27 protein-coding genes and 2 tRNA genes are annotated in these 25021 nt (G+C 39.7%); 28 read left to right on the top strand and 1 reads right to left on the bottom strand.

Features of this window, described 5'->3' with window-relative positions:
- Positions 1-21 precede the first annotated feature (21 nt).
- The 15 genes from atpA to RWU19_RS08010 all read left to right on the top strand — a co-directional run bounded on the left by atpA (position 22) and on the right by RWU19_RS08010 (position 10317).
- Entirely contained in the window at positions 22-1578 is a 1557-nt protein-coding gene (atpA, locus tag RWU19_RS08080; protein WP_002292793.1) for a F0F1 ATP synthase subunit alpha, read from the top strand.
- Between the two features lie 13 nt (positions 1579-1591).
- On the top strand, positions 1592-2494 hold the full coding sequence (locus RWU19_RS08075; protein WP_002292792.1) for a F0F1 ATP synthase subunit gamma: 903 nt from the start codon (positions 1592-1594) through the stop codon (positions 2492-2494).
- 22 nt (positions 2495-2516) lie between these two features.
- On the top strand, positions 2517-3923 hold the full coding sequence (atpD, locus tag RWU19_RS08070; RefSeq protein ID WP_002289006.1) for a F0F1 ATP synthase subunit beta: 1407 nt from the start codon (positions 2517-2519) through the stop codon (positions 3921-3923).
- Between the two features lie 13 nt (positions 3924-3936).
- Positions 3937-4359 carry a F0F1 ATP synthase subunit epsilon gene (locus RWU19_RS08065; protein ID WP_002289005.1) on the top strand — a complete coding sequence of 141 codons (423 nt, stop codon included), beginning with the start codon at positions 3937-3939 and terminating at the stop codon, positions 4357-4359.
- Between the two features lie 397 nt (positions 4360-4756).
- Positions 4757-4987, top strand: a complete 231-nt coding sequence (locus tag RWU19_RS08060; protein ID WP_002300479.1) for a DUF1146 family protein — start codon at positions 4757-4759, stop codon at positions 4985-4987.
- A gap of 99 nt (positions 4988-5086) precedes the next feature.
- The gene (gene murA / locus RWU19_RS08055; RefSeq protein WP_002308580.1) at positions 5087-6388 is read left to right on the top strand and encodes a UDP-N-acetylglucosamine 1-carboxyvinyltransferase; all 1302 of its coding nucleotides are present in this window, start codon (positions 5087-5089) and stop codon (positions 6386-6388) included.
- A 12-nt stretch (positions 6389-6400) separates the two neighbouring features.
- Positions 6401-6577, top strand: coding sequence for a DNA-directed RNA polymerase subunit beta (locus tag RWU19_RS08050; protein WP_002292789.1), 177 nt, complete (start codon positions 6401-6403; stop codon positions 6575-6577).
- Between the two features lie 131 nt (positions 6578-6708).
- On the top strand, positions 6709-7005 hold the full coding sequence (gene yidD, locus RWU19_RS08045; protein WP_002329491.1) for a membrane protein insertion efficiency factor YidD: 297 nt from the start codon (positions 6709-6711) through the stop codon (positions 7003-7005).
- Between the two features lie 60 nt (positions 7006-7065).
- The gene (locus RWU19_RS08040) at positions 7066-7536 is read left to right on the top strand and encodes a GNAT family N-acetyltransferase (protein WP_123837902.1); all 471 of its coding nucleotides are present in this window, start codon (positions 7066-7068) and stop codon (positions 7534-7536) included.
- A gap of 81 nt (positions 7537-7617) precedes the next feature.
- Positions 7618-8502: an ROK family protein gene (locus tag RWU19_RS08035; protein WP_123837901.1), complete on the top strand. Its 885-nt coding sequence runs from the start codon at positions 7618-7620 to the stop codon at positions 8500-8502.
- A gap of 110 nt (positions 8503-8612) precedes the next feature.
- Positions 8613-8849: a DUF2969 domain-containing protein gene (locus tag RWU19_RS08030; protein WP_002316425.1), complete on the top strand. Its 237-nt coding sequence runs from the start codon at positions 8613-8615 to the stop codon at positions 8847-8849.
- An 87-nt stretch (positions 8850-8936) separates the two neighbouring features.
- A tRNA-Tyr gene (locus tag RWU19_RS08025) sits at positions 8937-9017 on the top strand.
- Positions 9018-9023: 6 nt separating this feature from the next.
- A tRNA-Gln gene (locus RWU19_RS08020) sits at positions 9024-9095 on the top strand.
- A 124-nt stretch (positions 9096-9219) separates the two neighbouring features.
- Positions 9220-9390: a hypothetical protein gene (locus RWU19_RS08015; protein WP_002292784.1), complete on the top strand. Its 171-nt coding sequence runs from the start codon at positions 9220-9222 to the stop codon at positions 9388-9390.
- A gap of 219 nt (positions 9391-9609) precedes the next feature.
- Positions 9610-10317: a GntR family transcriptional regulator gene (locus RWU19_RS08010; protein WP_002292782.1), complete on the top strand. Its 708-nt coding sequence runs from the start codon at positions 9610-9612 to the stop codon at positions 10315-10317.
- A 57-nt stretch (positions 10318-10374) separates the two neighbouring features.
- Here RWU19_RS08010 and RWU19_RS08005 read toward each other — a convergent pair whose 3' ends face one another.
- The gene (locus tag RWU19_RS08005; RefSeq protein ID WP_002308585.1) at positions 10375-11019 is read right to left on the bottom strand and encodes a YigZ family protein; all 645 of its coding nucleotides are present in this window, start codon (positions 11017-11019) and stop codon (positions 10375-10377) included.
- A 126-nt stretch (positions 11020-11145) separates the two neighbouring features.
- Between RWU19_RS08005 and RWU19_RS08000 the strand changes: the two genes are divergently transcribed.
- The 13 genes from RWU19_RS08000 (at position 11146) to pstA (ending at position 25015) form a co-directional block, all read left to right on the top strand.
- Positions 11146-11433, top strand: a complete 288-nt coding sequence (locus RWU19_RS08000; RefSeq protein ID WP_002400548.1) for a hypothetical protein — start codon at positions 11146-11148, stop codon at positions 11431-11433.
- A 107-nt stretch (positions 11434-11540) separates the two neighbouring features.
- Positions 11541-11861 (top strand): PTS sugar transporter subunit IIB, encoded by a 321-nt coding sequence (locus RWU19_RS07995; protein WP_002292778.1) that lies wholly within the window; start codon positions 11541-11543, stop codon positions 11859-11861.
- A gap of 80 nt (positions 11862-11941) precedes the next feature.
- Positions 11942-13255 (top strand): DEAD/DEAH box helicase family protein, encoded by a 1314-nt coding sequence (locus tag RWU19_RS07990; RefSeq protein WP_123837900.1) that lies wholly within the window; start codon positions 11942-11944, stop codon positions 13253-13255.
- Positions 13252-13971, top strand: coding sequence for a ComF family protein (locus tag RWU19_RS07985; RefSeq protein WP_123837899.1), 720 nt, complete (start codon positions 13252-13254; stop codon positions 13969-13971). The genes RWU19_RS07990 and RWU19_RS07985 overlap by 4 nt, the downstream gene beginning before the upstream one ends.
- A 127-nt stretch (positions 13972-14098) precedes the next feature.
- Positions 14099-14650, top strand: coding sequence for a ribosome hibernation-promoting factor, HPF/YfiA family (gene hpf / locus RWU19_RS07980; protein WP_002292771.1), 552 nt, complete (start codon positions 14099-14101; stop codon positions 14648-14650).
- 221 nt (positions 14651-14871) lie between these two features.
- Complete coding sequence (gene secA / locus RWU19_RS07975) at positions 14872-17406, top strand: preprotein translocase subunit SecA (protein WP_070770001.1); 2535 nt, start codon at positions 14872-14874, stop codon at positions 17404-17406.
- 126 nt (positions 17407-17532) lie between these two features.
- Positions 17533-18634, top strand: a protein-coding gene (gene prfB, locus RWU19_RS07970; protein WP_185022572.1) for a peptide chain release factor 2 whose coding sequence is annotated in 2 segments (ribosomal slippage) — positions 17533-17604 and positions 17606-18634 — 1101 coding nt in all. Because the reading frame shifts where the segments join, the coding sequence is not laid out codon by codon here.
- A 104-nt stretch (positions 18635-18738) separates the two neighbouring features.
- Positions 18739-19425, top strand: a complete 687-nt coding sequence (gene ftsE / locus RWU19_RS07965; RefSeq protein WP_002292768.1) for a cell division ATP-binding protein FtsE — start codon at positions 18739-18741, stop codon at positions 19423-19425.
- On the top strand, positions 19418-20302 hold the full coding sequence (ftsX, locus tag RWU19_RS07960) for a permease-like cell division protein FtsX (RefSeq protein WP_002292767.1): 885 nt from the start codon (positions 19418-19420) through the stop codon (positions 20300-20302). The genes ftsE and ftsX overlap by 8 nt, the downstream gene beginning before the upstream one ends.
- 151 nt (positions 20303-20453) lie before the next feature.
- Entirely contained in the window at positions 20454-21902 is a 1449-nt protein-coding gene (gene cls / locus RWU19_RS07955; RefSeq protein ID WP_002292766.1) for a cardiolipin synthase, read from the top strand.
- Between the two features lie 336 nt (positions 21903-22238).
- Positions 22239-23096 carry a phosphate ABC transporter substrate-binding protein PstS gene (locus tag RWU19_RS07950; protein ID WP_002292763.1) on the top strand — a complete coding sequence of 286 codons (858 nt, stop codon included), beginning with the start codon at positions 22239-22241 and terminating at the stop codon, positions 23094-23096.
- A 114-nt stretch (positions 23097-23210) separates the two neighbouring features.
- Complete coding sequence (gene pstC, locus RWU19_RS07945; RefSeq protein WP_002292761.1) at positions 23211-24131, top strand: phosphate ABC transporter permease subunit PstC; 921 nt, start codon at positions 23211-23213, stop codon at positions 24129-24131.
- Complete coding sequence (gene pstA / locus RWU19_RS07940) at positions 24131-25015, top strand: phosphate ABC transporter permease PstA (protein ID WP_002292759.1); 885 nt, start codon at positions 24131-24133, stop codon at positions 25013-25015. The genes pstC and pstA overlap by 1 nt, the downstream gene beginning before the upstream one ends.
- Positions 25016-25021 lie beyond the last annotated feature (6 nt).

Here is a 25021-nt window from a genome sequence, read left to right as displayed (position 1 = left end):
ACAAAGAGGTAGGTGAATCGAATGGCCATCAAAGCAGAAGAAATTAGTGCCTTGATTAAAGAACAAATTGAAAATTATCAAAACGTGCTTTCAGTCGAAGAAATCGGTACCGTAACTTATGTAGGTGACGGGATCGCTCGTGCACATGGTTTAGAAAACGCGATGAGTGGTGAGTTGCTTGAATTTTCAAACGGCTCATACGGAATGGCGCAAAACTTAGAGTCAAATGATGTAGGTATCATTATCCTTGGCGATTTCGAGTCCATTCGTGAAGGAGATAAAGTAAAACGAACAGGTAAGATCATGGAAGTTCCAGTTGGAGAGGCCTTGATCGGTCGGGTAGTCAATCCGCTAGGTCAACCAATCGACGGACTAGGTGAAATCGTTACTGACAAAGCTCGTCCAGTAGAAGCGATGGCACCAGGTGTTATGCAACGTAAATCTGTTAACGAACCAATGCAAACAGGGCTAAAAGCGATCGACGCCCTTGTGCCAATCGGACGCGGACAACGTGAATTAGTCATCGGTGACCGTAAAACAGGGAAAACTTCTATTGCGATCGATACGATCATCAACCAAAAAGGTCAAGATATGATCTGTATCTATGTAGCAATCGGACAAAAAGATTCTACAGTTCGTACACAAGTTGAAACATTGAAAAAATATGGCGCAATGGATTACACAATCGTTGTGAATGCCGGTGCGTCTCAACCAGCACCATTGCTTTATATCGCACCATATGCTGGTACTGCAATGGGTGAAGAATTCATGTACAACGGTAAACATGTATTGATCATTTTTGATGATCTTTCAAAACAAGCTGTTGCTTATCGTGAACTTTCCTTGCTACTTCGCCGTCCACCAGGTCGTGAAGCTTATCCTGGGGATGTTTTCTACTTGCACTCACGTTTATTAGAACGTGCAGCAAAATTAAGTGATGATCTAGGCGGCGGTTCAATGACTGCTTTGCCATTTGTTGAAACACAAGCTGGAGATATCTCTGCTTATATCCCAACAAACGTTATTTCAATCACTGACGGACAAATCTTCTTAGAAAGCGACTTGTTCTACGCGGGTACTCGTCCAGCGGTTGATGCCGGACTATCTGTCTCTCGTGTAGGGGGTTCTGCGCAAATTAAAGCAATGAAAAAAGTTGCTGGGACTTTACGTCTAGACTTAGCAAGTTATCGTGAATTAGAAGCATTTACACAATTCGGTTCTGATTTGGATGCGGCAACACAAGCAAAACTAAATCGTGGACGCCGTACAGTAGAAATCTTGAAACAAAAACTGCATGCACCGCTAGCTGTTGAGAAACAAGTAGTGATTTTGTATGCCTTGACACATGGATTCTTGGACAGTATCCCTGTAGACAGTATTTTAGACTTCGAACATGAATTATTCGAATATCTGGATACCAATCATTCAGATATTTTTGAAACAATCCGTACAACAAAAGATCTTCCAGAAGAAGAAACGTTGAACAGTGCGATTCAGGAATATAAAGACATGTTCTTAGCTACAAAAGGAAATAATTCCTCTACAGAAGATAAATTGAAATCCATTCAAAATGCATAGTGAGGTGAGATGAATGGGTGCTTCATTAAATGAAATCAAGACACGTATCGCTTCAACGAAAAAAACGAGCCAAATCACGCGGGCAATGCAGATGGTGTCTGCTTCTAAGTTGACAAAATCTGAAGCTTCTTCACAGAAGTTTCAGGTTTATGCAACAAAAGTAAGAGAAATCGTTACGCATTTGACTGCTACTCAGTTAAATGATATTGCCTCAGAAAATCCTAGAGGGGATATCAATTACAACAGCATGCTGCTCAGCCGTCCTGTGAAGAAAACCGGTTATATCGTCATCACTGCAGATGGCGGTCTGGTCGGTGGATATAACAGTTCGATATTGAAACAAACGATGTCTATTTTAGAAGAAGACCACCAATCACCCGATGATTACGTGATGATCGCAATTGGCGGAACTGGTGCAGACTTCTTTAAAGCACGCGGTATCAACCTAGCATATGAGCTGCGCAATTTATCTGATCAGCCAAGCTTTGATGAAGTCCGCAAAATCGTAAATATGGCAACAACTATGTACCAAAACGAAGTATTCGATGAATTATACGTATGTTATAACCATCATATCAATTCGCTAACTAGTCAGTTTCGTGTAGAAAAAATGCTGCCAATCTCAGACTTAGATCCAGAAGAAGCAACGACTTTCGAACAAGAATATATTTTTGAACCTTCAAAAGAAGAAATCTTGTCTCAGTTATTGCCTCAGTATGCTGAAAGTTTGATCTACGGTGCGATCGTTGACGCCAAAACAGCAGAACATGCTGCTGGTATGACAGCAATGAAAACAGCAACTGATAATGCTGCTAATATCATTGATGAGCTGACGGTTTCTTATAACCGTGCAAGACAAGGGGCTATTACCCAAGAAATTACCGAAATTGTTGCCGGAGCTTCGGCACTAGAATAGTATTGAGATTGGAGGAAAAAAGATGAGTTCAGGCAAGATTGTTCAAGTAATCGGTCCCGTTGTCGACGTGGAATTTTCTTTAGACCAATCCTTACCAGATATCAACAACGCATTAGTTGTTTATAAAAATGACGAAAATAAATCAAAAGTTGTTCTTGAAGCAGCATTAGAATTAGGGGACGGAGTGATCCGGACCATTGCGATGGAATCAACAGATGGTTTACAAAGAGGAATGGAAGTCATTGATACAGGCAAAGCAATCTCTGTTCCTGTAGGTAAAGAAACATTAGGTCGCGTATTCAACGTGCTAGGAGATACGATCGATTTAGAAACACCTTTCCCAGAGGATGCGGAAAGAAGCGAAATTCATAAAAAAGCACCAGCCTTTGACGAATTAAGTACAAGTACAGAAATTTTGGAAACAGGGATCAAAGTTATCGACTTGCTTGCCCCATATTTAAAAGGTGGGAAAGTTGGACTATTTGGTGGTGCCGGTGTTGGTAAAACCGTACTGATCCAAGAACTGATCCATAATATCGCCCAAGAACACGGTGGTATTTCTGTATTTACCGGTGTCGGTGAACGTACTCGTGAAGGTAATGACTTGTATTATGAAATGAAAGATTCAGGAGTTATCGAAAAGACAGCCATGGTGTTCGGTCAAATGAACGAACCACCAGGTGCACGTATGCGTGTTGCGTTAACTGGTTTGACGATCGCGGAATATTTCCGTGATGTAGAAGGCCAAGATGTACTGTTGTTTATCGACAATATTTTCCGTTTCACTCAAGCTGGATCTGAAGTATCAGCCTTGTTAGGACGGATGCCTTCTGCGGTTGGTTATCAACCAACATTGGCAACAGAAATGGGTCAATTGCAAGAACGTATCACATCTACGAAAAAAGGTTCGATTACATCGATCCAAGCCATCTATGTGCCAGCCGATGACTACACTGACCCGGCGCCGGCAACAGCATTCGCCCATTTGGATGCGACAACCAACTTGGAACGTAAATTAACAGAACAAGGGATTTATCCAGCGGTAGATCCATTGGCTTCTTCTTCAAGTGCTTTAGCACCTGAAATCGTGGGAGAAGAACACTATAAAGTAGCAACAGAAGTCCAACACGTATTGCAACGATATCGTGAATTACAAGATATTATTGCTATTTTAGGTATGGATGAATTATCCGATCAGGAAAAAGTGTTAGTTTCTCGTGCCCGCAGAGTCCAATTCTTCTTGTCACAAAACTTTAACGTGGCTGAACAATTTACTGGTCTTCCAGGTTCTTATGTTCCTGTAGAAGAAACAGTGAAAGGATTCCGCGAAATCTTGGAAGGCAAATACGATGATCTTCCTGAAGAAGCTTTCCGAAGTGTTGGCCGAATCGAAGACGTCGTAGAAAAAGCGAAAACACTAGGCTACTAGAAAGGGGTGCCCCATGGATCAATATTTAACAGTAAATGTGGTAACTCCTGCCGGTTTGGTCTATGATCACCATGCAGCTATCGTCGTCGCACGTACGACAGCTGGTGAGCTTGGGATTTTGCCTAAACATGCACCGATCATCGTTCCTTTGACGATTGATGAAGTTCGTGTAAAACGGACAGATTCAGATACCCATGTCGATTGGATTGCTGTGAATGGCGGAATCATGGAAGTGCGTGATAATGTTGTTTCAATCGTTGCTGATAGTGCGGAACGTGAACGGGATATCGATGTATCTCGTGCGGAACGTGCAAAACAACGTGCAGAACGCCAAATCGAAGAAGCAAAAGCAAAACAAGATACGAACGAATTGAAGCGGGCAACTGTTGCGTTGCATCGAGCAATCAATCGTATTAAAGTATCTAAGCACTCATAAAATGAGAAGCGGATGTTTATTCGTGTATCAGAGGTTGCGACAGAAGTGGTCAGCTTATTTTTCGAAGAAGCTACTTCTGGAACACCGTGAATCAGAGATCGTGAGCCTGCCATTCAGCTCCGAGTCACAAGGAACAAATTAAAAAACAGGTTCTCATGTTTGATGAATATTGTGGCTTGTGACCGAGGAGTTGGCAGGAGAACACCTTTTATTTGGAATAAAGGACTGAGACAAGACTTTTGTCTCAGTCTCTTTTTTTGCATATTTTTCCCCTTATTTCCTAAAAATGTAAGGGTATTCCACTATTTTTAAGTATACTTGTTTTTCCTTTTATACATTTTATGGTATTATCATTTTATTAGTTATTATAAAAACAACTGTTAGAAAGGACGTCATTATGCAAGTATACGGAATTGATGCGATACTTCGAATCGTGAGTCATTTGGCGTTTATCTACTTAGCCTTCTGGTCTTTACGTTCGTTACGCATTGAGACTTTTTTTAGACCAATGCATAATACGCAAATTAGAATGGCAATCGTACTTTTTTCAATCTTTTTAGGGTACACTGCAAGTAATTTTTTCTTAGAAGTTATCGCTTTATGCCGAAATCTTTTCGTTAGCCTGTAAATTTTAAAAAAAGGTACTATTTTAAAAGGAAGGGTGTTATAATAGAAAAGATTTTGAGTAAGTGTATGCTCATTGGAATTTTTTGGAGGGAACAACAACATGGAAGAGATCATCGTAAGAGGTGGCAATCAATTAAATGGAACAGTAAGAATTGAAGGAGCTAAAAATGCTGTATTGCCTATTTTAGCTGCCAGTTTGTTAGCAGAAGAAGGTATTACGACATTAGACAACGTCCCGATTCTTTCTGATGTCTTCACTATGAATCAAGTGATTCGTCACTTAAATGTAGATGTAGATTTTGATGAACAAAAGAATCAAGTAACAATCGACGCTTCAAGACAATTAGAAATCGAAGCGCCTTATGAGTATGTTAGTCAAATGCGTGCTTCAATCGTTGTGATGGGACCGCTACTTGCTAGAAATGGACATGCAAAAGTGGCTATGCCTGGTGGATGTGCGATTGGTAAACGCCCAATCGATTTACATTTAAAAGGATTTCAAGCTTTAGGAGCAAAAATTATTCAAAAAAACGGCTATATTGAAGCAATTGCAGATGAATTGATCGGTAACACGATTTATTTAGATTTTCCTAGTGTAGGTGCTACTCAAAATATCATGATGGCTGCCGTAAAAGCAAAAGGAACAACCATCATTGAAAACGTAGCTCGCGAACCAGAAATCGTTGATTTAGCAAATATTTTGAATAAAATGGGTGCGCATGTCTATGGAGCGGGTACTGAAACAATGCGTATCGAAGGCGTTGATCATTTACATGCAGTCAACCATTCAATCGTACAAGATCGTATCGAAGCTGGTACCTTTATGGTCGCTGCTGCAATGACAGAAGGCAATGTACTGATTGCTGATGCTATCTCTGAACATAACCGCCCATTGATTTCTAAATTGATCGAAATGGGTGCAGAAATCATTGAAGAAGAAGGCGGAATCCGTGTCATCGGACCAAAACATATCTTACCTACAGATGTAAAAACGATGCCTCATCCTGGTTTCCCTACAGATATGCAAGCGCAAATGACAGCCATCCAATTAGTGGCAGAAGGTACAAGCGTAGTAACTGAAACAGTTTTTGAAAATCGTTTCCAACATTTAGAAGAAATGCGCCGTATGAACGCCCACGTCAAAATCGATGGAAATGTAGCAATCATGGATGGAAACCATGAATTGCAAGGTGCGGAAGTGTATGCAACAGACTTGCGTGCAGCAGCAGCATTAGTTTTAGCTGGCTTGAAAGCAAATGGAATCACACGTGTCCGTAACTTGAATTATCTAGATCGTGGCTATTATAACTTCCATATCAAACTACAAAAATTAGGTGCAGATGTTGAACGTGTAGACATGGATCAAACTCCTGCTGAAAAAACAGCACAAACGATTGCATAAGGAAGTGGCTGAATGAGTAACCAACGATATATCTTATTAACTCTGATAAAGATTTTAGTGGTGATCTTATTGCTTATCCTTCTTTTTGTAGCCGGAACGATGATTGGATATGGTGTCATCGGTGGTGGCAATCCATTTAAAGTATTTCAACCCAGCTTGTGGATTCATATTCGAGACTTTTTTCATTGATAATTAATTACGGTGGTTCTAGTCGATAGGAAATGAGCCATGAAGCAGCATAGGATAAAAGAAAACAGAAGGGAACGTTGACTTTAGTCACGATCCCTTTTTTTAGTAAAAGAAAAGAAGGAATCTAGTTGATGAAGAAGATATTGATTTATTTAGTTAGAGGATATCAGCGCTTTATTTCGCCTGCATTTCCGCCTAGTTGCCGCTATTACCCAACCTGTTCTAATTATATGATAAAAGCAATTCAAACTCATGGTGCGCTAAAAGGGACGGTAATGGGGACGGCTCGGATCTTGCGCTGTCATCCCTTTGTCAAAGGCGGCATCGATTATGTACCTTTGACCTTTCAATTAACGAGAAATAAGAAAGATAAAAAAGAACCAGATTATAAAAAGGTTGTGAAAAATACGGGTAGCACTGAGCAATAAAGAAAAGAGAGAGTGACTATCAAAGTAACGACTTCATGACTACATATATGGAGGTCAAAAATGATCGAAGAACTCAATAAGATAGATTTACCATGGTCCTTGTTATTAGATGCAGATCCTGATAAAGAAAAAGTTCAGGTATATGTTTCAAAGGGGAACGGCTGGATATGGAAAGAAAAAGAAAAAACAATAGGTATACTGATCTATATAGTAAGGGAAAAAGAATTCGAAATCGTTAACGTAGCTGTAGAACCTTCGCATCAAGGAAAAGGGATTGGTGGGAAACTCCTTGAGACAGCTTTTCAGAAGCTTTCACAACTCGCTTCCAGTCAAACTCAGATCATCATACGAACCGGCAGTACTAGCAGTGCTGCGTTACATCTCTATCAAAAAATGGGCTATGTGGAGATTGGTCGAGTCAAAGACTATTTTATCCATCATTATTCTCAACCGATTTTTGAGAACGGAGAACAATTGCGAGATCAAGTGATTTTAGCGATTCACTTACACAAAACCAGCTTTAACGAATAGACTAGTGATCCGAGAAAATGCTTTCAAATACTAAACATATACATTACAATAGCTTTAGCAAGCAAAAAGGAGAATGTTTTTATGGGGATATTAGTTTTTGATTTTGGCGGGTCGGCTGTCAAATATGGTTGTTGGGATAGTAAAGATGTCAAAGGCAAGGGCCAATTTGCAACGCCTGAATCTTGGAAAGAAATGAAAGCGCAATTATTACGAGTCTATAAAGACATGTGTCTTTCTTTTGAGATTGAAGGAATTGGGATCAGCTCACCTGGAGTAGTGAATAATGAGAAACAGGTAATTGAGGGAATCAGTGCGATTCCTTATATTCATGGCTTTAATATTTTTAGAGATTTGGAAACTTTGTTTCAACTTCCGGTAACGATTGAAAATGACGCCAACTGTGCCGGAATGGCTGAGTTTTATGAAGGAGCTGCTCGTGATTATCAAGATGTTGCTTTTGTCGTGGTAGGAACTGGGATTGGCGGAGCGATGTTCACGAAAGGCCAAATCAATAAAGGTGCACATCTTTATGGTGGAGAATTCGGTTTGATGTTCTTAGAGGGCGATCAGACATTTAGTAAACTTGGTACAGCCGTACAGATGGCTTGGCGGTATTGTGAACGCAAAGGAGTCGATAAGAATACTTATACCGGAAAAGACGTCTTTGAATTAGCAGAAACCGGGGATGAAATAGCAAAAGAAGAAGTTGAGAGTTTTTATACGTACTTGGCAAAAGGTTTATTCAGTATCCAATTTTCATTCGATCCGGAAGTTATCGTATTAGGCGGTGGCGTTTCTGCAAAGGATGGGCTCATTGATGAGATCCAAAGTAGAATGAAGAAGTTGACAGATCAATTCGACTTGCATGATTTCGAGCCGCAGATCCTATTGTGTGAATACAGAAACGATGCTAATCTTGTAGGCGCAGCGGCCAACTATATCGCTATAGGTCAAGGGGAGAATTAAGAGCTTTAGAGAAGTCGCCTCTTGTATAAAAGAAGATGAAATGGACAAGAGATTTTTACCTAAGGAATGTTTTATTGTCTGCAATATGATAAAATGTCTGAGAGGTGAAAATGATGTCAAAAAAAAATAAAGATATTGAAGTGCGTATCGAAGAAGTAAAAAAAGATATCAAAGGTAAGAATTATGAAGTCACTCAGTTATTTATAGGGAAAAAAATGATTGGTGAAATTTTAGCCTATGGACCAAAAGAATATGAAATTTTCTTTGGTGAAGAAGATTTTGGGAAAGAAAAAAGTCTTGAAAATGCGATAGAAACAGTGATTCGTCACTGGAATCTGCACGAATAAAAAAATATCAAAAAAACTTTCAATAAAGGGTTGCAAAAATCTGGAAAATTAGGTATTATAACTAAGTCAGGTTGATACAAACCTTTCGGAGGAGTAGCGAAGTGGCTAAACGCGACGGACTGTAAATCCGTTCCTTAGGGTTCAGTGGTTCGAATCCACTCTCCTCCATTTCATTGGGGTATAGCCAAGCGGTAAGGCAAGGGACTTTGACTCCCTCATGCGTTGGTTCGAATCCAGCTACCCCAGTATAGCACAACCGTAGGCTCTCGTAAGTTCGAGAGCTCTTTTTTTTGCTTTGTTACCTTGTTCCTTGAAGATTCTGTCAATTTAAGATAGAGTTAAGTTAACAAAAAGAATTGGAGGGGTCAAAATGAAGTGGAAAGAAAAAGTAGACGAAGCAGCTGAAAAGTTATATGACTTGGTCAAATCAGAAAAATACGATATCGAAGTGAACATTCCTAAAAAAGGCGAAAAAGCAGTCCATGTAAAATCAAAACGCCCAACGAATCATACAAAAAAATGGATGGCTAAAAACCGCTAATAATAACAAAAGATCCATAAATCGGCATTTTCAGCGATTATAGGGTCTTTTGTTATTTTCTCAATTGAATATATCTAGAAAATGGATTCTGTTAATAGGAATGGGAAGAAGGATTTGCACCTACATCATCTGCTTATGGATAGAATCCTTTATCTTTTTCAGTTGTGAATCAGGTATATACCAGTTATAATAGAAGAAACGAAAGGACGGGTGTACGTTATGTCGAATCAATTACCTGTATATATACAGATTCATGACCAATTAAAAAATGAAATCGAACAAGGTATATGGAAAGTCGGAGACCGTCTTCCTTCAGAAAGAGAATTAGCAGTGAAATTCAATGTCAGCCGTATGACGTTGAGACAAGCAATTCAAAACTTGGCAGATGAAGGAATCTTAGAAAGAAAGATCGGTTCGGGTACATATGTTGCGCGAGAAAAAGTACAAGAAAAGATGTCTGGCGCGACAAGTTTTACAGAAATCATGGAATCGCAAAATAGAGTACCGTCTAGCCGAACAATCTCTTACTTTTTGACTTCGCCAAGCTCAAGTGAAATGGAAAAACTAAACTTGAGTAAAGATGACACGATCTTGCGAATGGAACGTATTCGTTTTGCAGACGATGTCCCTATTTGTTTTGAAGTAGCCAGTGTTCCGCAAAAGCTGATCGATGGCTACAGCAAAGCAGAGATTACTGAATCGTTGTATCGCACATTAGAAGAAAAAGGCGGGAAAAAAATCGGTCCAGCGAATCAAACGATCACGGCTGTATTGGCATCTGAGAAAATCGCAGACTATTTAGAGGTGAAACGAGGAGATGCAGTTCTTCGTTTGCGTCAGATTTCCTATTTTGAAGATGGCACGCCATTTGAGTATGTGCGTACGCAATATGTAGGAAATCGTTTTGAGTTTTATTTGGAAAAATAAAAAACAGGTGATCCCTGATTCCTTATTCGAAAAAAAGAGAATCAGAATCACCTGTTTTTATCTATGATCAGTTATCAGTTGCTCGTGATAAGAAACAGGGCCTTCTTCAAATTGGACTTGTCCGTTCAGCAGCTCAATGATGGATTCTTTAAAGCTGTCAGCATTTTTTTCATCCACTGCACAGATGACGATGACTTGATCAGTGTATTGGATTTCTTTTATGAAAAAATGCTGTAGTTCAAGATAATTTTGTAATTTTCCTAGTTGCGGATACGTGATCACAACGGAGATCTCCTGTTGCAAGGTACCTTCTACGATTCCAATGTCGGACAATGCTTGAGAGACCGCATGAGTGTATGCACGTATCAATCCGCCCGTGCCGAGTTTCGTTCCTCCAAAATATCGAGTGACTACTGCAGCTACATTGATCAGTTGATTTTTTTTGAGGACTTCCAACATCGGTACGCCCGCCGTTCCACTTGGTTCGCCATCATCGCTGCTTCGTTGGATCTCATTTTTTTCGCCAATGACGAAGGCACTGCAGTTATGGTTTGCTTTCCAATGTTCTTTTTTGATTTCTTGGATGAAGTTTTTCGCTTCTTCTTCTGATTCTATTCGTTTAAGAGAACAGATAAAGCGTGATTTCTTGATTTCGATCTCACTTTGTCCATTTTCTTTGATTGTACGATAACGTTCGATCATCTTGTCACCTCTTTTTTTCGGTTGCTTTATTCAGTATAAAGAAAGTTCTAGGTTGTTTCAACACTATAACGGTTGCGCAATTGCTGTAGTATGCGATAATAAAGACAAAGGCAGGTGGATCCGGGGATGAAGGAACGAATGAAAAAGTACGATGCAATTACGCATTATTTGAAGAACAACGGCGGCTCCCAAGTAACATTGACCTTTACCCAATTTGATGAACTGTTGTTTCCCAGTAACGGACTTCCCAAAACAGCCAGGGAAAGCACAGATTGGTGGGCAAATGACTATAAACATCCAGAAAAGGGTGCCTACGGCTGGTTAAATGCAGGCTATGAAGTAGTAGTCATCAATTTGGATAAAGAATATGTCGTATTCAATAAATTAGTGAAATCTAGCTGGCTATTTGATTAAATAAACCGTGTTTAGAAAACGTTGACAAATTTCTTTCTTTTTATATAATAGAGTAACAGACGCTAAGAAAACGTTTGCGTAGTCTGTTTTAAAAAGGAGAGAAAAGTATGGCTAAAAAAACAATCATGCTTGTATGTTCGGCTGGTATGAGCACAAGTTTGCTAGTAACAAAAATGCAAAAAGCTGCGGAAGCAAAAGGAATCGATTCTGATATTTTCGCTGTGTCAGCTTCTGATGCAGATAATAATCTTGCAAATAAAGATGTAGATGTACTGTTATTAGGACCTCAAGTTCGCTTTATGAAAGCTGATTTTGAAAAACGTCTGGAACCAAAAGGCATTCCTTTAGACGTCATCAATATGGCTGATTATGGAATGATGAATGGCGAAAAAGTATTAGACCAAGCAATTACATTGATTGGTGAATAAATAGATTATATAGAACTATCGAACAAGCAATCCAAAAAAAGATTGCTTGTTTTTTCGTATATTTTTTTAGGGCGAATGATATGAATTATTTTTGGGGCAGAAGGCTTCTTACGAGAGAGATTGAAGCAATGGATTGTGAGGAGGGAAACTTACCAAATTATAAGAAGATCGCAGCAGTAGAACGTTTAGGTAACAGGATTCTTTGTCATCGTTGTGGAGTGAAAACGCCTGTCTTTGAGGGACAGCTTGCAGACTATGGCTATTTTTGCATACATTGCCTGTCTTTAGGGCGATGCGACAGTCAACAAGAGTTATATTTATTTGATCAGCCAAAAGCAGGATCTCGAGAAGTCGTCTTTTCTTGGACAGGACAGCTTACTGAAAAACAAACGGAAATCGCAGAGAGGATACTTGATCATTCAGAAAAAAGACACCATCTTATTTGGGCGGTAACAGGTGCAGGAAAAACAGAAATGCTTTATCCGATTTTAGTGAAAACGTTAAAAGCTGGAGGAAGAGTAGCCATTTGTACACCACGAATCGACGTTTGTAATGAATTGTTTTTACGTTATCGTCCTGTTTTTCCAGAAGAAACAATCATGTTGCTCCATGGGAATACAACAACAGCTTATACCTTTAGTTCTTTTGTTATCTGTACGATTCATCAGCTATACCGTTTTTATCGATCCTTTGACTTATTAGTAATTGATGAGATCGATGCTTTTCCTTATAGCGGGGACGCTGGGCTAGCTCACGCTGTGCAAACAGCAATCAAACCAGACGGTCGATTCATCTACTTAAGTGCCACGCCTGATGAGAAGTTACTAAAGGAAATCAAGCAGACATTTGAGCTCCACAAACTTGCCTTGCGCTTTCATCGGCGCTTGCTTCCTGAACCCGTACTTGTTTTCATGAATAATTGGCGACAAAAATGTGGGAACAAAAAGAAAATCAACTCTTTGGTGCGGATCATTCAGCAACTAATCAAAGAAAACCATATCCTTTTATTTTGTCCAAGTATTACGATGATGCATCGTTTGAAAGTCAAACTGCAAGAAGCTTTTCCAGAATATGAGATAACAGATGTTTCTTCACAAGACGATCAACGGGCAAAGAAAGTTCAGGAAATGCGAGAAGCAACATACGAGATACTGTTAACCACGATGATCCTAGAAAGAGGAGTCACATTTGAAAGAATCTCTGTCATCGTTTTAGGAGCAGATCATCCAGTTTTTACTAAATCCTCTTTGGTGCAAATCGCAGGAAGAGCTGATCGTAAAGGTCCTTATACGAACAGTCGAGTCTATTTTTTCTATGAAGAAAAAACTTCATCTATTCGAAAAGCCTGTCAGGAAATCAAAGAAATGAACGAAGAAGGGAAGAAGATGCTGTGAGATGTAGTTGCTGCAGTAAAGACATCATTCAAAATTTAACATTCAGCGAGATCATCGGTGTGTCGAAATATAGACTTCCTCAGACATGTTCAGTTTGCCGCGCACAATTCCATTTATTGGAAGCAAAAGGTTGTGCAGGTTGTCAAAAACCAATCCATTTGAAATACGAGGAGACGAAAAAGAAAGCAAAGACTAGTTTCGTTTACTGCAACGACTGTCAAGAATGGAAGAAGAAATATCCTGCATATGATTTTCAACACCGCGCCTTTTTTACGTACGATGAAAAGATGCAGGCTTGGATCAATCGGTACAAGTTTATGGGAGACATCCGATTAGCAGGGACTTTTGCATATAAATGGACTCAGATAAAAAAAGATTACCCGGCATATATTTATTGTCCAATACCTTTATCTGAAAAAAGGTGGCTAGAAAGAGGATTCAATCAAGTAAGCGAGATGTTGAAAGTAGCAAAAATTCCTTTTCAGATGCTGCTCAAAAGAGAGCAACATCTGCTTGCTCAAGCAAAAAACACGCGAAAGGAAAGATTGGAGATGCCTCAGCCTTTTGAGCTTGCCGTACCTCTTTCTAAGATACAACATAAAAAAATATTGATTATTGACGATGTCTATACAACAGGACAGACGCTTTTTCATGCAGCAGATTGCTTGCAGAACGCACAGCCGAAAATCATCCGAACCATTTCTTTGGCAAGATGAATCAGATGTGGAAATTTGATAGCGATTTAATTTGCAAATAACCTAGAGTTCGATATAATAGAATTAAGAAGAGGGAAAGAGTGGTCCTTCTCCTTCTTGATTGTGGTAGACGAAAGGGGTAATTTTTATGTTTAGATATAATGTACGCGGCGAAAATATCGAAGTAACTGAAGCGATTCGCGACTACGTTGAGAAAAAAGTAGGCAAACTAGAACGCTATTTCAGTGACGCACCCGATGCTACGGCGCATGTGAACTTAAAAGTTTATACAGAAAAAACAGCAAAAGTGGAAGTAACGATCCCATTACCTTATCTTGTATTACGTGCCGAAGAAACTTCTCCAGATCTATACGCAAGTATCGATTTGGTTGTTGACAAATTAGAACGCCAAATCCGCAAATTCAAAACAAAAATCAATCGTAAATCCCGTGAAACGGGCATGAATACTGCAGATGCTGCTGTTTTATTCAATGGAGAGGAAGAAAACGAAAACGATTCTGAATTAGATATCGTACGTACAAAACGCCTTTCATTGAAACCAATGGACAGTGAAGAAGCAGTCTTACAAATGAACATGCTGGGACATAACTTCTTTATTTTTGAAGATGCAGAAACAAATGGTACAAGTATCGTTTACCGCCGAAAAGATGGAAAATACGGATTGATCGAAACAGACTGATCAGCCATACTTAAATAACATCAAAAACTTGCAGCAGCTGTCAATAGCTGCCGCAAGTTTTTTTGAATTCGTCTCTTTTTTAGTTGAAATATGAATAAATTATGAAGTTCTTACTTTAATACGATTAAGATATTTCAATTATCTATAACTAATGATAAAATGAAAAGTAGAGTCTACATAGTCTGGATAATACACAGAAGGAAAAGGAGATTACACAACGCATGGCCAATTTGATTCGTTCACTTATCGAAAACGATAAGAAAGAACTAAAACGTTTAGATAGCATTGCAAAAAAAGTTGAATCATATGCTGACCAAATGGCAGCATTAACTGATGAACAATTACAAGCAAAAACTGCTGAATTCAAGGGCAGATACCAAAAAGGAGAAACATTAGATCAATTACTTCCGGAAGCTTTTGCAGTCGTTCGGGAAGCAGCAAAACGTGTATTGGGGTTATATCCATACCACGTACAATTGATGGGTGGGATCGTGCTTCACGATGGGAATATCCCTGAAATGCGTACTGGTGAAGGTAAAACCTTGACCGCAACGATGCCGGTGTATCTGAATGCGTTGACTGGCGAAGGGGTCCACGTAGTTACCGTCAATGAATATTTAGCAACCCGTGACTCGACGGAAATGGGCGAGCTTTATAATTTCTTAGGATTGACAGTTGGGTTGAATATCAACTCAAAATCTTCGGATGAAAAACGCGAGGCTTATAATTGCGATATCACTTATAGCACGAATAATGAATTAGGATTTGACTACTTGAGAGACAACATGGTCGTTTACCGCCATCAAATGGTACAACGTCCGCTGAATTATGCCATTGTCGATGAAGTTGACTCGATCTTGATTGATGAAGCGAGAACGCCGCTGATCATTTCAGGGCAAGCAGAAAAATCAACAGCTTTATATACAAGAGCAGACAACTTCGTGAAACGTTTGAAAGAAGAAGAAGATTACAAAATCGATGTACAATCAAAAACAATCAGTTTAACTGAAGCAGGGATCGAAAAAGCTGAAGAAACATTCGGTTTGGACAACTTATATGACATTGAAAATACTGCATTGACCCATCACTTGGATCAAGCATTGAGAGCCAACTACATCATGCTTTTAGACATCGATTATGTTGTTCAAGATGGAAAAGTATTGATTGTTGACCAATTTACGGGCCGGATCATGGATGGACGCCGTTATTCAGATGGTCTTCATCAAGCAATCGAAGCTAAAGAAGGCGTAGAGATCGAAGACGAAACGAAAACGATGGCGACGATTACTTTCCAGAACTATTTCCGTATGTACAAGAAACTTGCAGGGATGACTGGTACAGCTAAGACAGAAGAAGAAGAGTTCAGAGAAATTTATAATATTCAAGTATACCAGATTCCGACAAACCGTCCGGTCATCCGTGACGATCGTCCAGATTTGCTTTACCCTACATTACAAAGCAAGTTCCATGCTGTCGTACAAGATATCAAAGATCGCTACCGCAAAGGACAGCCTGTCTTAGTCGGAACTGTTGCGGTTGAAACATCTGAGTTATTATCAGATATGCTGAATCAAGAACGTATTCCTCATGAAGTGCTGAATGCGAAAAATCACTTTAAAGAAGCAGAGATCATCATGAATGCGGGTCAAAAAGGCGCAGTGACGATTGCTACCAACATGGCTGGTCGGGGAACGGATATCAAGCTGGGGCTTGGCGTAAGAGAACTTGGTGGCCTAGCAGTTATCGGGACAGAACGACATGAATCTCGTCGTATCGATAACCAGCTTCGAGGACGTGCAGGACGTCAAGGAGACCCTGGTATGTCACAATTCTACTTGTCTTTAGAAGATGATTTGATGAAACGATTCGGTTCAGAACGAATCAAAGCTTTCTTAGATCGAATGAAGATCGGTGACGAAGATGCTGTGATCCAAAGCAAGATGCTGACGAAACAAGTAGAATCTGCACAAAAACGCGTAGAAGGAAACAACTACGACACACGTAAGAACGTCTTGCAATACGATGACGTGATGCGTGAGCAACGTGAAGTAATCTATAAACAGCGCCAAGAAGTAATCATGGAAGAAAAAAGCTTATCTAAACCACTGATGAATATGGTCAAACGGACAATCAGTCGTGTGGTAGATGCGCATACGCAATTAGAAAAAGAAAATTGGAATTTGGAAAGTATCGTCGATTTTGCTGGCAGCACACTTGTCCATGAAGACAGTATTTCCCTTACAGATATCGAAGGAAAAAAACCTCAAGAAATCAAAGAATATCTAAACGAACGAGCACAAGAAGTATTCAATACCAAAGCAGCTCAATTGAACGGACCAGAGCAACTGCTAGAATTCGAAAAAGTCGTGATCTTACGTGTCGTGGATTCTAAATGGACAGATCATATCGATGCAATGGACCAATTACGTCAGTCAATCGGCTTGCGTGCCTATGGTCAAAACAATCCATTAGTTGAATACCAAACAGAAGGCTACAAGATGTTCGAAGATATGGTAGGTGCCATTGAATATGAAGTCACTCGTATCTTCATGAAAGCTGAGATCCGTCAAAACGTACAGCGTGAGCAAGTTTCTCAAGGAACAGCTTCTCACTCAGAAGATGGAGATGCCAAAGAAAATAGTAATACTAGCGCGAAAAAACAACCAATCCATGTGAACAAGGTCGGTAGAAATGATCCTTGTCCTTGTGGAAGCGGGAAAAAATATAAGAACTGTCACGGAAAAGATGCAAACTAATTTCTGACAGCAGGATTGGTGAGACAAATTCTTTTTTAAAGAATTCGTCTCACCTTCTTTCTGTTATTTGCTGATTCTGTTAGACTAGATATAATGAAAAAAGTATAGTGAAAGAAGGAAAAAAACATGGAAATATCCGAAATTCGAAATCTCCTGACAGAAATGCAGGAAAAGGTCACAAGCTTCAGGAGGTCTCTTTGACTTAGACCAGCTGGAAGAAGACATTGCGGAAGCAGAATCAAAAATGGCTGAACCTGGTTTTTGGGATGATAGCGAAGCTGCTCAAAAAGTGATCAGTGAAAATAATGCAAATAAAGAAACCTATGATCAATTCCATTCTCTTGCTGAAGAACTGGAAGAAATCGAATTGATGGTGGAGATGTTGCAGGAAGAACCTGATGTAGCAATGCAAGAAGAAGCAGAAACACGTATCAATGCGCTAGATGAAAAAATGAAGACGTATGAATTATCTATGTTGTTAGATGGTCCTTATGATCGAAACAACGCCATCGTCGAATTGCATCCAGGGGCTGGCGGAACGGAGTCCCAAGACTGGGGCAGCATGCTTTTACGCATGTATACACGCTGGGCAGAGCAGCATGGGTATCAAGTAGAGACACTAGATTATCAAGCAGGTGATGAAGCAGGAATCAAGAGTGTGACCCTACTGATCAAAGGACACAACGCATTTGGTTATCTGAAATCAGAAAAAGGTGTTCATCGCCTTGTACGTATCTCGCCTTTTGACTCAGCGAAACGACGTCATACTTCTTTTTGTTCGGTAGATGTGATGCCAGAGCTTGATGAAACGATCGATATAGAAATCAATCCAGATGATTTGAAGATCGACACATATCGGGCAAGTGGCGCAGGTGGTCAGCACATCAATAAGACAGAGTCCGCTGTACGAATCACTCACTTGCCTACAGGGACAGTAGTAGCGAGTCAGGCACAACGTTCACAATTGAAAAACCGGGAACAAGCGATGGGGATGCTGAAAGCTAAGCTTTACCAATTAGAAGTGGAAAAGAAAGAACAAGAAGCAGCTGCACTGCGAGGAGAACAAAAAGAAATCGGCTGGGGATCACAGATCCGTTCTTATGTTTTCCATCCATATTCTATGGTAAAAGACCATCGGACAAACGTAGAGACAGGAAATGTCCAAGCTGTTATGGACGGAGATCTTGATTTATTTATTGACGGCTATTTGAAAATGCATCTGCAATAAGAGCCCTTTGTTAAATTGAAATAAAATTGTAAGATTTTGCAAGCAAGTTGAAACATTGCCATGCTATAATAGCTAAAGACTGAAAAAGATATGGAGAGAACGCCATGATTGAAATGAAGGATGTAATGAAGAAGTACTCAAACGGTACCACTGCTATCCGCAATCTCTCGATTGTCATCGAACAAGGAGAGTTTGTTTATGTTGTTGGTCCGTCTGGAGCTGGTAAATCTACATTCATCAAATTGATGTATCGAGAAGAAAAAGCTTCAAAAGGAACTTTGAACGTCGCAGGTCATGATCTAATAGCCATCAAAAACCGCGAAGTTCCTTATCTACGCAGAGAAATCGGCGTGGTGTTCCAAGACTATAAATTATTGCCAAGAAAAACAGTATATGAAAATGTTGCGTACGCCATGCAAGTTATCGGCAGAAAACCTCGGGATATCAAAAAACGAGTAATGGAAGTGCTGGATCTTGTTGGTTTGAAACACAAAGTCCGAGTCTTTCCTAGCGAATTATCTGGTGGGGAACAACAACGTGTTTCTATTGCCCGAGCAATCGTAAATACACCTAAAGTACTTATCGCGGATGAACCGACAGGGAATCTGGATCCGGAAAACTCATGGGAAATCATGAAACTATTAGATCGGATCAATGCACAAGGAACAACTGTCGTGATGGCTACACATAACAGTACGATCGTAAATACGATTCGACACCGAGTAATTGCTATCGAAAACGGCCGCATTATTCGAGACCAAGCGGAAGGGGAATATGGATACGATGATTAGAACCTTTTTCCGCCATTTATTAGAAAGTATCAAGAGTTTGAAACGTAACGGCTGGATGACAGTAGCTTCGGTCAGTGCGGTAACGATCACGTTGACTTTAGTTGGCGTGTTCATGGCGGTCATCATGAACGCAACCAAACTAGCACAAGATATAGAAGGAAACGTGGATGTATCTGTGTTCGTAGACATTGGTACAAAAGACGAAGAGATGAAAAAACTAGAAAAAGAATTAAATGACTTAGATCATGTTAAAAAAGTCGAATTTTCAAGCAAAGAACAGGAATTGAAGAAAATCCAAAACGAAATGGGTGATTCTTGGAAATTGTTTGAAGGGGATAATAACCCGTTATATGATGTATACGTAGTAAGTGCTACCGATCCTTCTTATACAAAACAAGTAGCAGAAAAAGCGGCAGATTTGAAGAATGTTTCCCGTTCTGATTACGGTGGGGCTTCCTCAGATCGGATTTTCCAAATTGCTGGTGCAGTTCGAACATGGGGATTAGTTGCGGCGGCATTGCTGTTGTTTGTAGCAATGTTTCTCATTTCTAACACGATTCGAATCACGATTTTATCTAGACAGCGTGAAATCCAAATCATGCGTTTAGTAGGGGCAAAAAATGGATATATCCGCTGGCCATTTTTCCTTGAAGGTGGTTGGATCGGCTTAATCGGTGCCATTCTTCCGATACTGATCATTACATTTGGTTACGCATGGTTTTACCAATTGATCAATCCGTCATTATTACGATCTCATTATTCATTGATCCATCCAGAAAATATCGTTTGGAAAATCAATCTTTTGATGGTCGGTATTGGTGTGATCATTGGTTCACTCGGCTCGATCATCTCTATGAGACGTTTCTTGAAATTCTAGTGCCACAAGATAAATATAATCAGAAAGTTGGACGATTTCGTTCCAGCTTTCTTTTTTTATTGGCTAAGTGGAGTAAATGGGGCGGCTTTTTTCCCTTTACTTTAAAAAACAACTTGGGTATTCTTAAGTTGGTAGAAAAAGAGGTGAAGCCGTGAAAATTATCGTTGACAATTTTTTTACGATCCTTTTGATTATGAATATTTTGCTTTCCTTTATTATCGTTTTTCGAGAAAGAAAGGAAACTGCGCAAACATGGGCATGGCTGCTCGTTTTGATGTTCATTCCAGTTGTAGGATTTATTTTATATATTTTTTTAGGAAGAGGGATTTCCAAAGAGAAAATCTTTGATTTGAAGATCCAAGGGAAAATCGGTAAGAATCTAGAAATCGAAGAAGACAAACAGGCATTGATGCGAGGACTTTACCCTCATCCGCCTACTGGACAAGTAGATGTGAAACAATTGATCTATATGCTTACTGTATTTGAAAGTACGCTTTATACGACTAAAAATGAAATCACTTTATTTACAGATGGTCGTGAAAAATTCGATGCGCTGATCGAGGATATCAAACAGGCAGAAGACCACATCCATTTCCAATATTATATTTACCGCAGTGATGCATTAGGTGAAGAAGTTCGAGAGGCATTGACAGAGGCAGCAAGACGCGGAGTAAAAGTCAGAGTCCTTCTTGATGCATGGGGTTCCACACAAGTTTCTTCTAGTTTTTTTCAGAATTTAAAAAAAGCTGGCGGAGAAGTCGCATTTTTCTTTCCTCTATTCGTTCCGTATATCAATCCTCGAATCAATTATCGAAATCATCGTAAAATCGTAGTGATTGATGGGAAAATCGGATATACAGGTGGGTTCAATGTTGGAAACGAATATCTAGGATTGGTAAAGAAATTTGGTTATTGGCGAGACAATCATCTGCGTATCTATGGAGAAGCGGTTTACACCTTGCAAAACCGTTTTTTGATGGACTGGAATTCTCAGCATACAAAAGAAGTAGGCTATTCACCGGAATTTTTCCCGTCCATTCATTCTACAGGTGATATGGCTGTTCAAATCGTGACAAGCGGACCAGATACTGAACATGAGCAAATCAAAATGACATATTTGAAAATGATTTCGTTAGCCAAACGGGAGATATTGATCCAAACGCCGTATTACATACCGGATGGATCGATTCATGAGGCATTGAAGTTGGCTCTTCTCTCAGGCGTAAAAGTCCATATCCAAATACCTAACAAACCAGATCATCTTCTCGTTTACTGGGCAACGTATTCTTTCGCTGCAGAGCTGATCGAGTATGGGGCAAGAATCGAAACATATGAAAATGGATTTATCCATGCAAAGACGATGATTATCGATGGCGGCATCGTTTCCGTTGGTTCAGCTAATATCGACGTTCGCTCATTTAGATTGGATTTTGAGGTCAATACACTAATCTATGATGAACGAATGGCTTCACGCGTAAGAAAAGCATTCTTTGAAGATTCAAAGATTTCGACGCATCTCACAAAAGAAGTGTATGAAAACCGAGGGATGATGATCAAAATGAAAGAAGGATTAGCAAGACTGATTTCGCCGCTCCTTTAAAATACAAAAAGGACAGGAGAGCCATCAATAGATGGAAATCTCGTGTCCTTTTCTCTCGGGGCCATTTCTGAGAGTACGTCAGAAATGGAGAAAGCGTCTCGCATGAGCGAAATTAACTTTGGGGTATCTCTTGTTTTTTGGGGAAAGCAAGAAATAAGCTAATATATGCTATTAAAAGAGACACATTTCAAAGCCAGTATAGCATAGAAACTTTTAATGAGATAGCTTTTTTTGCAATTATGAGAATTTATTTTGTTATTTAATGATTTTGATTCGTTTTCATCAAGTAATGAAAATGATAGAATAAACATACTTTAGGATTAAAGGAGATTTCTAATGAAAAAACTAAAATTATTCTTACCAATAATAGGATTAGCTATTCTTTTATCAGGCTGTTCAAAGTGGATTGATCGAGGAGAATCCATTACTGCAGTTGGCTCTTCTGCCTTACAGCCTTTAGTAGAAACGGTTGCTGAAACCTACCAGACAGAAAATCCTGGAAAATTCATCAATGTACAAGGGGGCGGAAGCGGAACTGGGTTGTCTCAAGTACAGTCAGGAGCAGTCGATATCGGAAATTCTGATTTGTTCGCGGAAGAAAAATCAGGGATTGATGCTTCGGCATTAGTCGATCATCGAGTAGCAGTTGTTGGAATCACTCCTATTGTGAACAAGGATATTGGCGTAAAAGATATCAGTATGGAAAACCTGAAAAAATTATTTACGGGCGAGATCAAAAACTGGAGTGAAGTCGGTGGGAAAGATCAGCCAGTAGTTATATTGAACCGTGCATCAGGAAGCGGGACCCGTAGTACGTTTGAAAAATGGGTATTGGACGGAGAAACAGCTGTTCAGGCACAAGAACAAGATTCAAGCGGAATGGTGCGCCAAATCGTTGCGGACACACCCGGAGCAATCAGCTATGTTGCTTTTTCTTACGTTTCCGATGATGTGGATACGTTGAACGTTAACGGTGTGGAACCAACAGATGAAAATGTGACAACGAACAAATGGACGATTTGGGCATATGAGCATATGTACACAAGAGACCATCCAAAAAAACTGACAAAAGAATTTTTAGACTATATCTTATCTGATGAAGTACAAGATAATATTGTCGGAGAGCTAGGCTATATCCCTGTTTCACATATGAAAGTTGAACGTGATTGGCAAGGAAACATTGTTAAAGAGTAATCTTTACACAAAATTTACAAACTTAGCTAAACTTTTACATGTTATTAAAACCAAATTGATGTTCAATTTGTACACTGAGTGAGTATGTTAAACCTGATTAAGGGGGAGTCATCTGTGGAAGATGTGAAAAAAGTATTATTAACAAAATCAAAACGTTCCAAAATGGAACAGCGCGGAAAATTCATTAGTTTTTTGTGTATCGCGCTGATCGTGTTGGTTGTATTATCTATTTTTTATTTTGTCGCTAGTAAAGGATTGGCCACCTTTTTTACTGATAAGATCAATGTATTTGATTTTCTGTTTGGTACAGATTGGAATCCAAGCCAAATCGGAGCAAATGGGAAACCAATGGTAGGGGCATTGCCTATGATCACAGGTTCATTTATTGTGACCTTTTTATCAGCTATCGTTGCCACACCATTTGCTATCGGAGCAGCAGTATTCATGACGGAGATTTCTCCTAAAAACGGAACGAAGATCTTGCAACCGGTCATCGAACTACTTGTAGGTATTCCATCTGTCGTTTACGGATTTATCGGTCTATCTGTTATCGTTCCTTTTGTTAGAAGTATCTTTGGCGGGACAGGGTTCGGTATCTTAGCTGGTACATTTGTGTTATTCGTTATGATCTTACCGACTGTCACAACGATGACTGTGGATGCATTAAAGGCAGTGCCACGGCACTATCGGGAAGCTTCATTAGCGCTAGGTGCCACAAGATGGCAAACAATCTACAAAGTGGTGCTGCGAGCAGCAGTGCCCGGGATTTTAACAGCAGTCGTTTTTGGTATGGCTCGTGCGTTTGGCGAAGCCTTAGCTATCCAAATGGTTATTGGTAATGCGGCATTAATGCCAACAGGACTTACTACTCCTGCTTCTACATTGACGTCCATCTTGACAATGGGAATCGGAAATACAATCATGGGAACAGTTGAAAATAATGTGTTATGGTCATTAGCGCTGATCTTGCTATTGATGTCATTATTCTTTAATATCGTGATCCGTATGATTGGGAAGAAAGGAGAGCTGAAATAATGAACGCAAAACGCTCAGATAAAATTGCTACAGGTGTTCTATATGTGGTTTCAGGGATCATCGTATTGATCTTAGCAGCTTTATTACTTTATATCTTAGTTCGAGGAATACCGCACATTTCATGGTCTTTCTTGACTGAACCTTCCAAAGCCTACCAAGAAGGCGGTGGTATCGGGATTCAACTGTTTAACTCGATTTATTTGCTTTTGATTACCATGATCATCAGTTTTCCTATTTCTTTAGGTGCGGGTATCTATCTTTCAGAATATGCCGGAAAAAACTGGCTGACAGACGTGATCCGTACGTCTATCGAGATCTTGAGTTCTTTGCCTTCTGTTGTTGTCGGTTTATTTGGTTTCTTGGTTTTCGTTATTCAATTCCAGTATGGTTTCTCAATCATTTCTGGTGCATTGGCTTTGACCGTATTCAACTTGCCCCTTTTGACTCGAACGGTCGAGGAATCTTTACAAGCGGTCCATTACACACAACGAGAAGCTGGATTGGCGTTAGGTTTGTCACGCTGGGAAACAGTGATAAAAGTGGTTGTTCCAGAAGCAACACCAGGAATTTTGACTGGTGTGATCCTAAGTTCAGGAAGAATTTTTGGTGAAGCTGCCGCATTGATTTATACAGCTGGTCAAAGCGCGCCAGCATTAGATTTTACGAACTGGAATCCATTAAGTGTTTCTAGTCCGATTAGCATTTTCCGCCAAGCTGAAACACTGGCTGTCCATATTTGGAAGATCAACACAGAAGGTACGATGCCTGATGGTGTTTCTGTTTCGGCGGGTGCTTCTGCCGTGTTGATCATTGCTGTTTTACTGTTCAACTTCGGCGCTCGTGCGATTGGCAAACGATTATACCGAAAAATGACTTCAGCCTAAGGAGAA

Source organism: Enterococcus sp. 2STP (assembly GCF_032465635.1).
Classification (GTDB): domain Bacteria; phylum Bacillota; class Bacilli; order Lactobacillales; family Enterococcaceae; genus Enterococcus_B; species Enterococcus_B lactis.
This window is presented reverse-complemented; position numbering and strand designations above follow the sequence as displayed.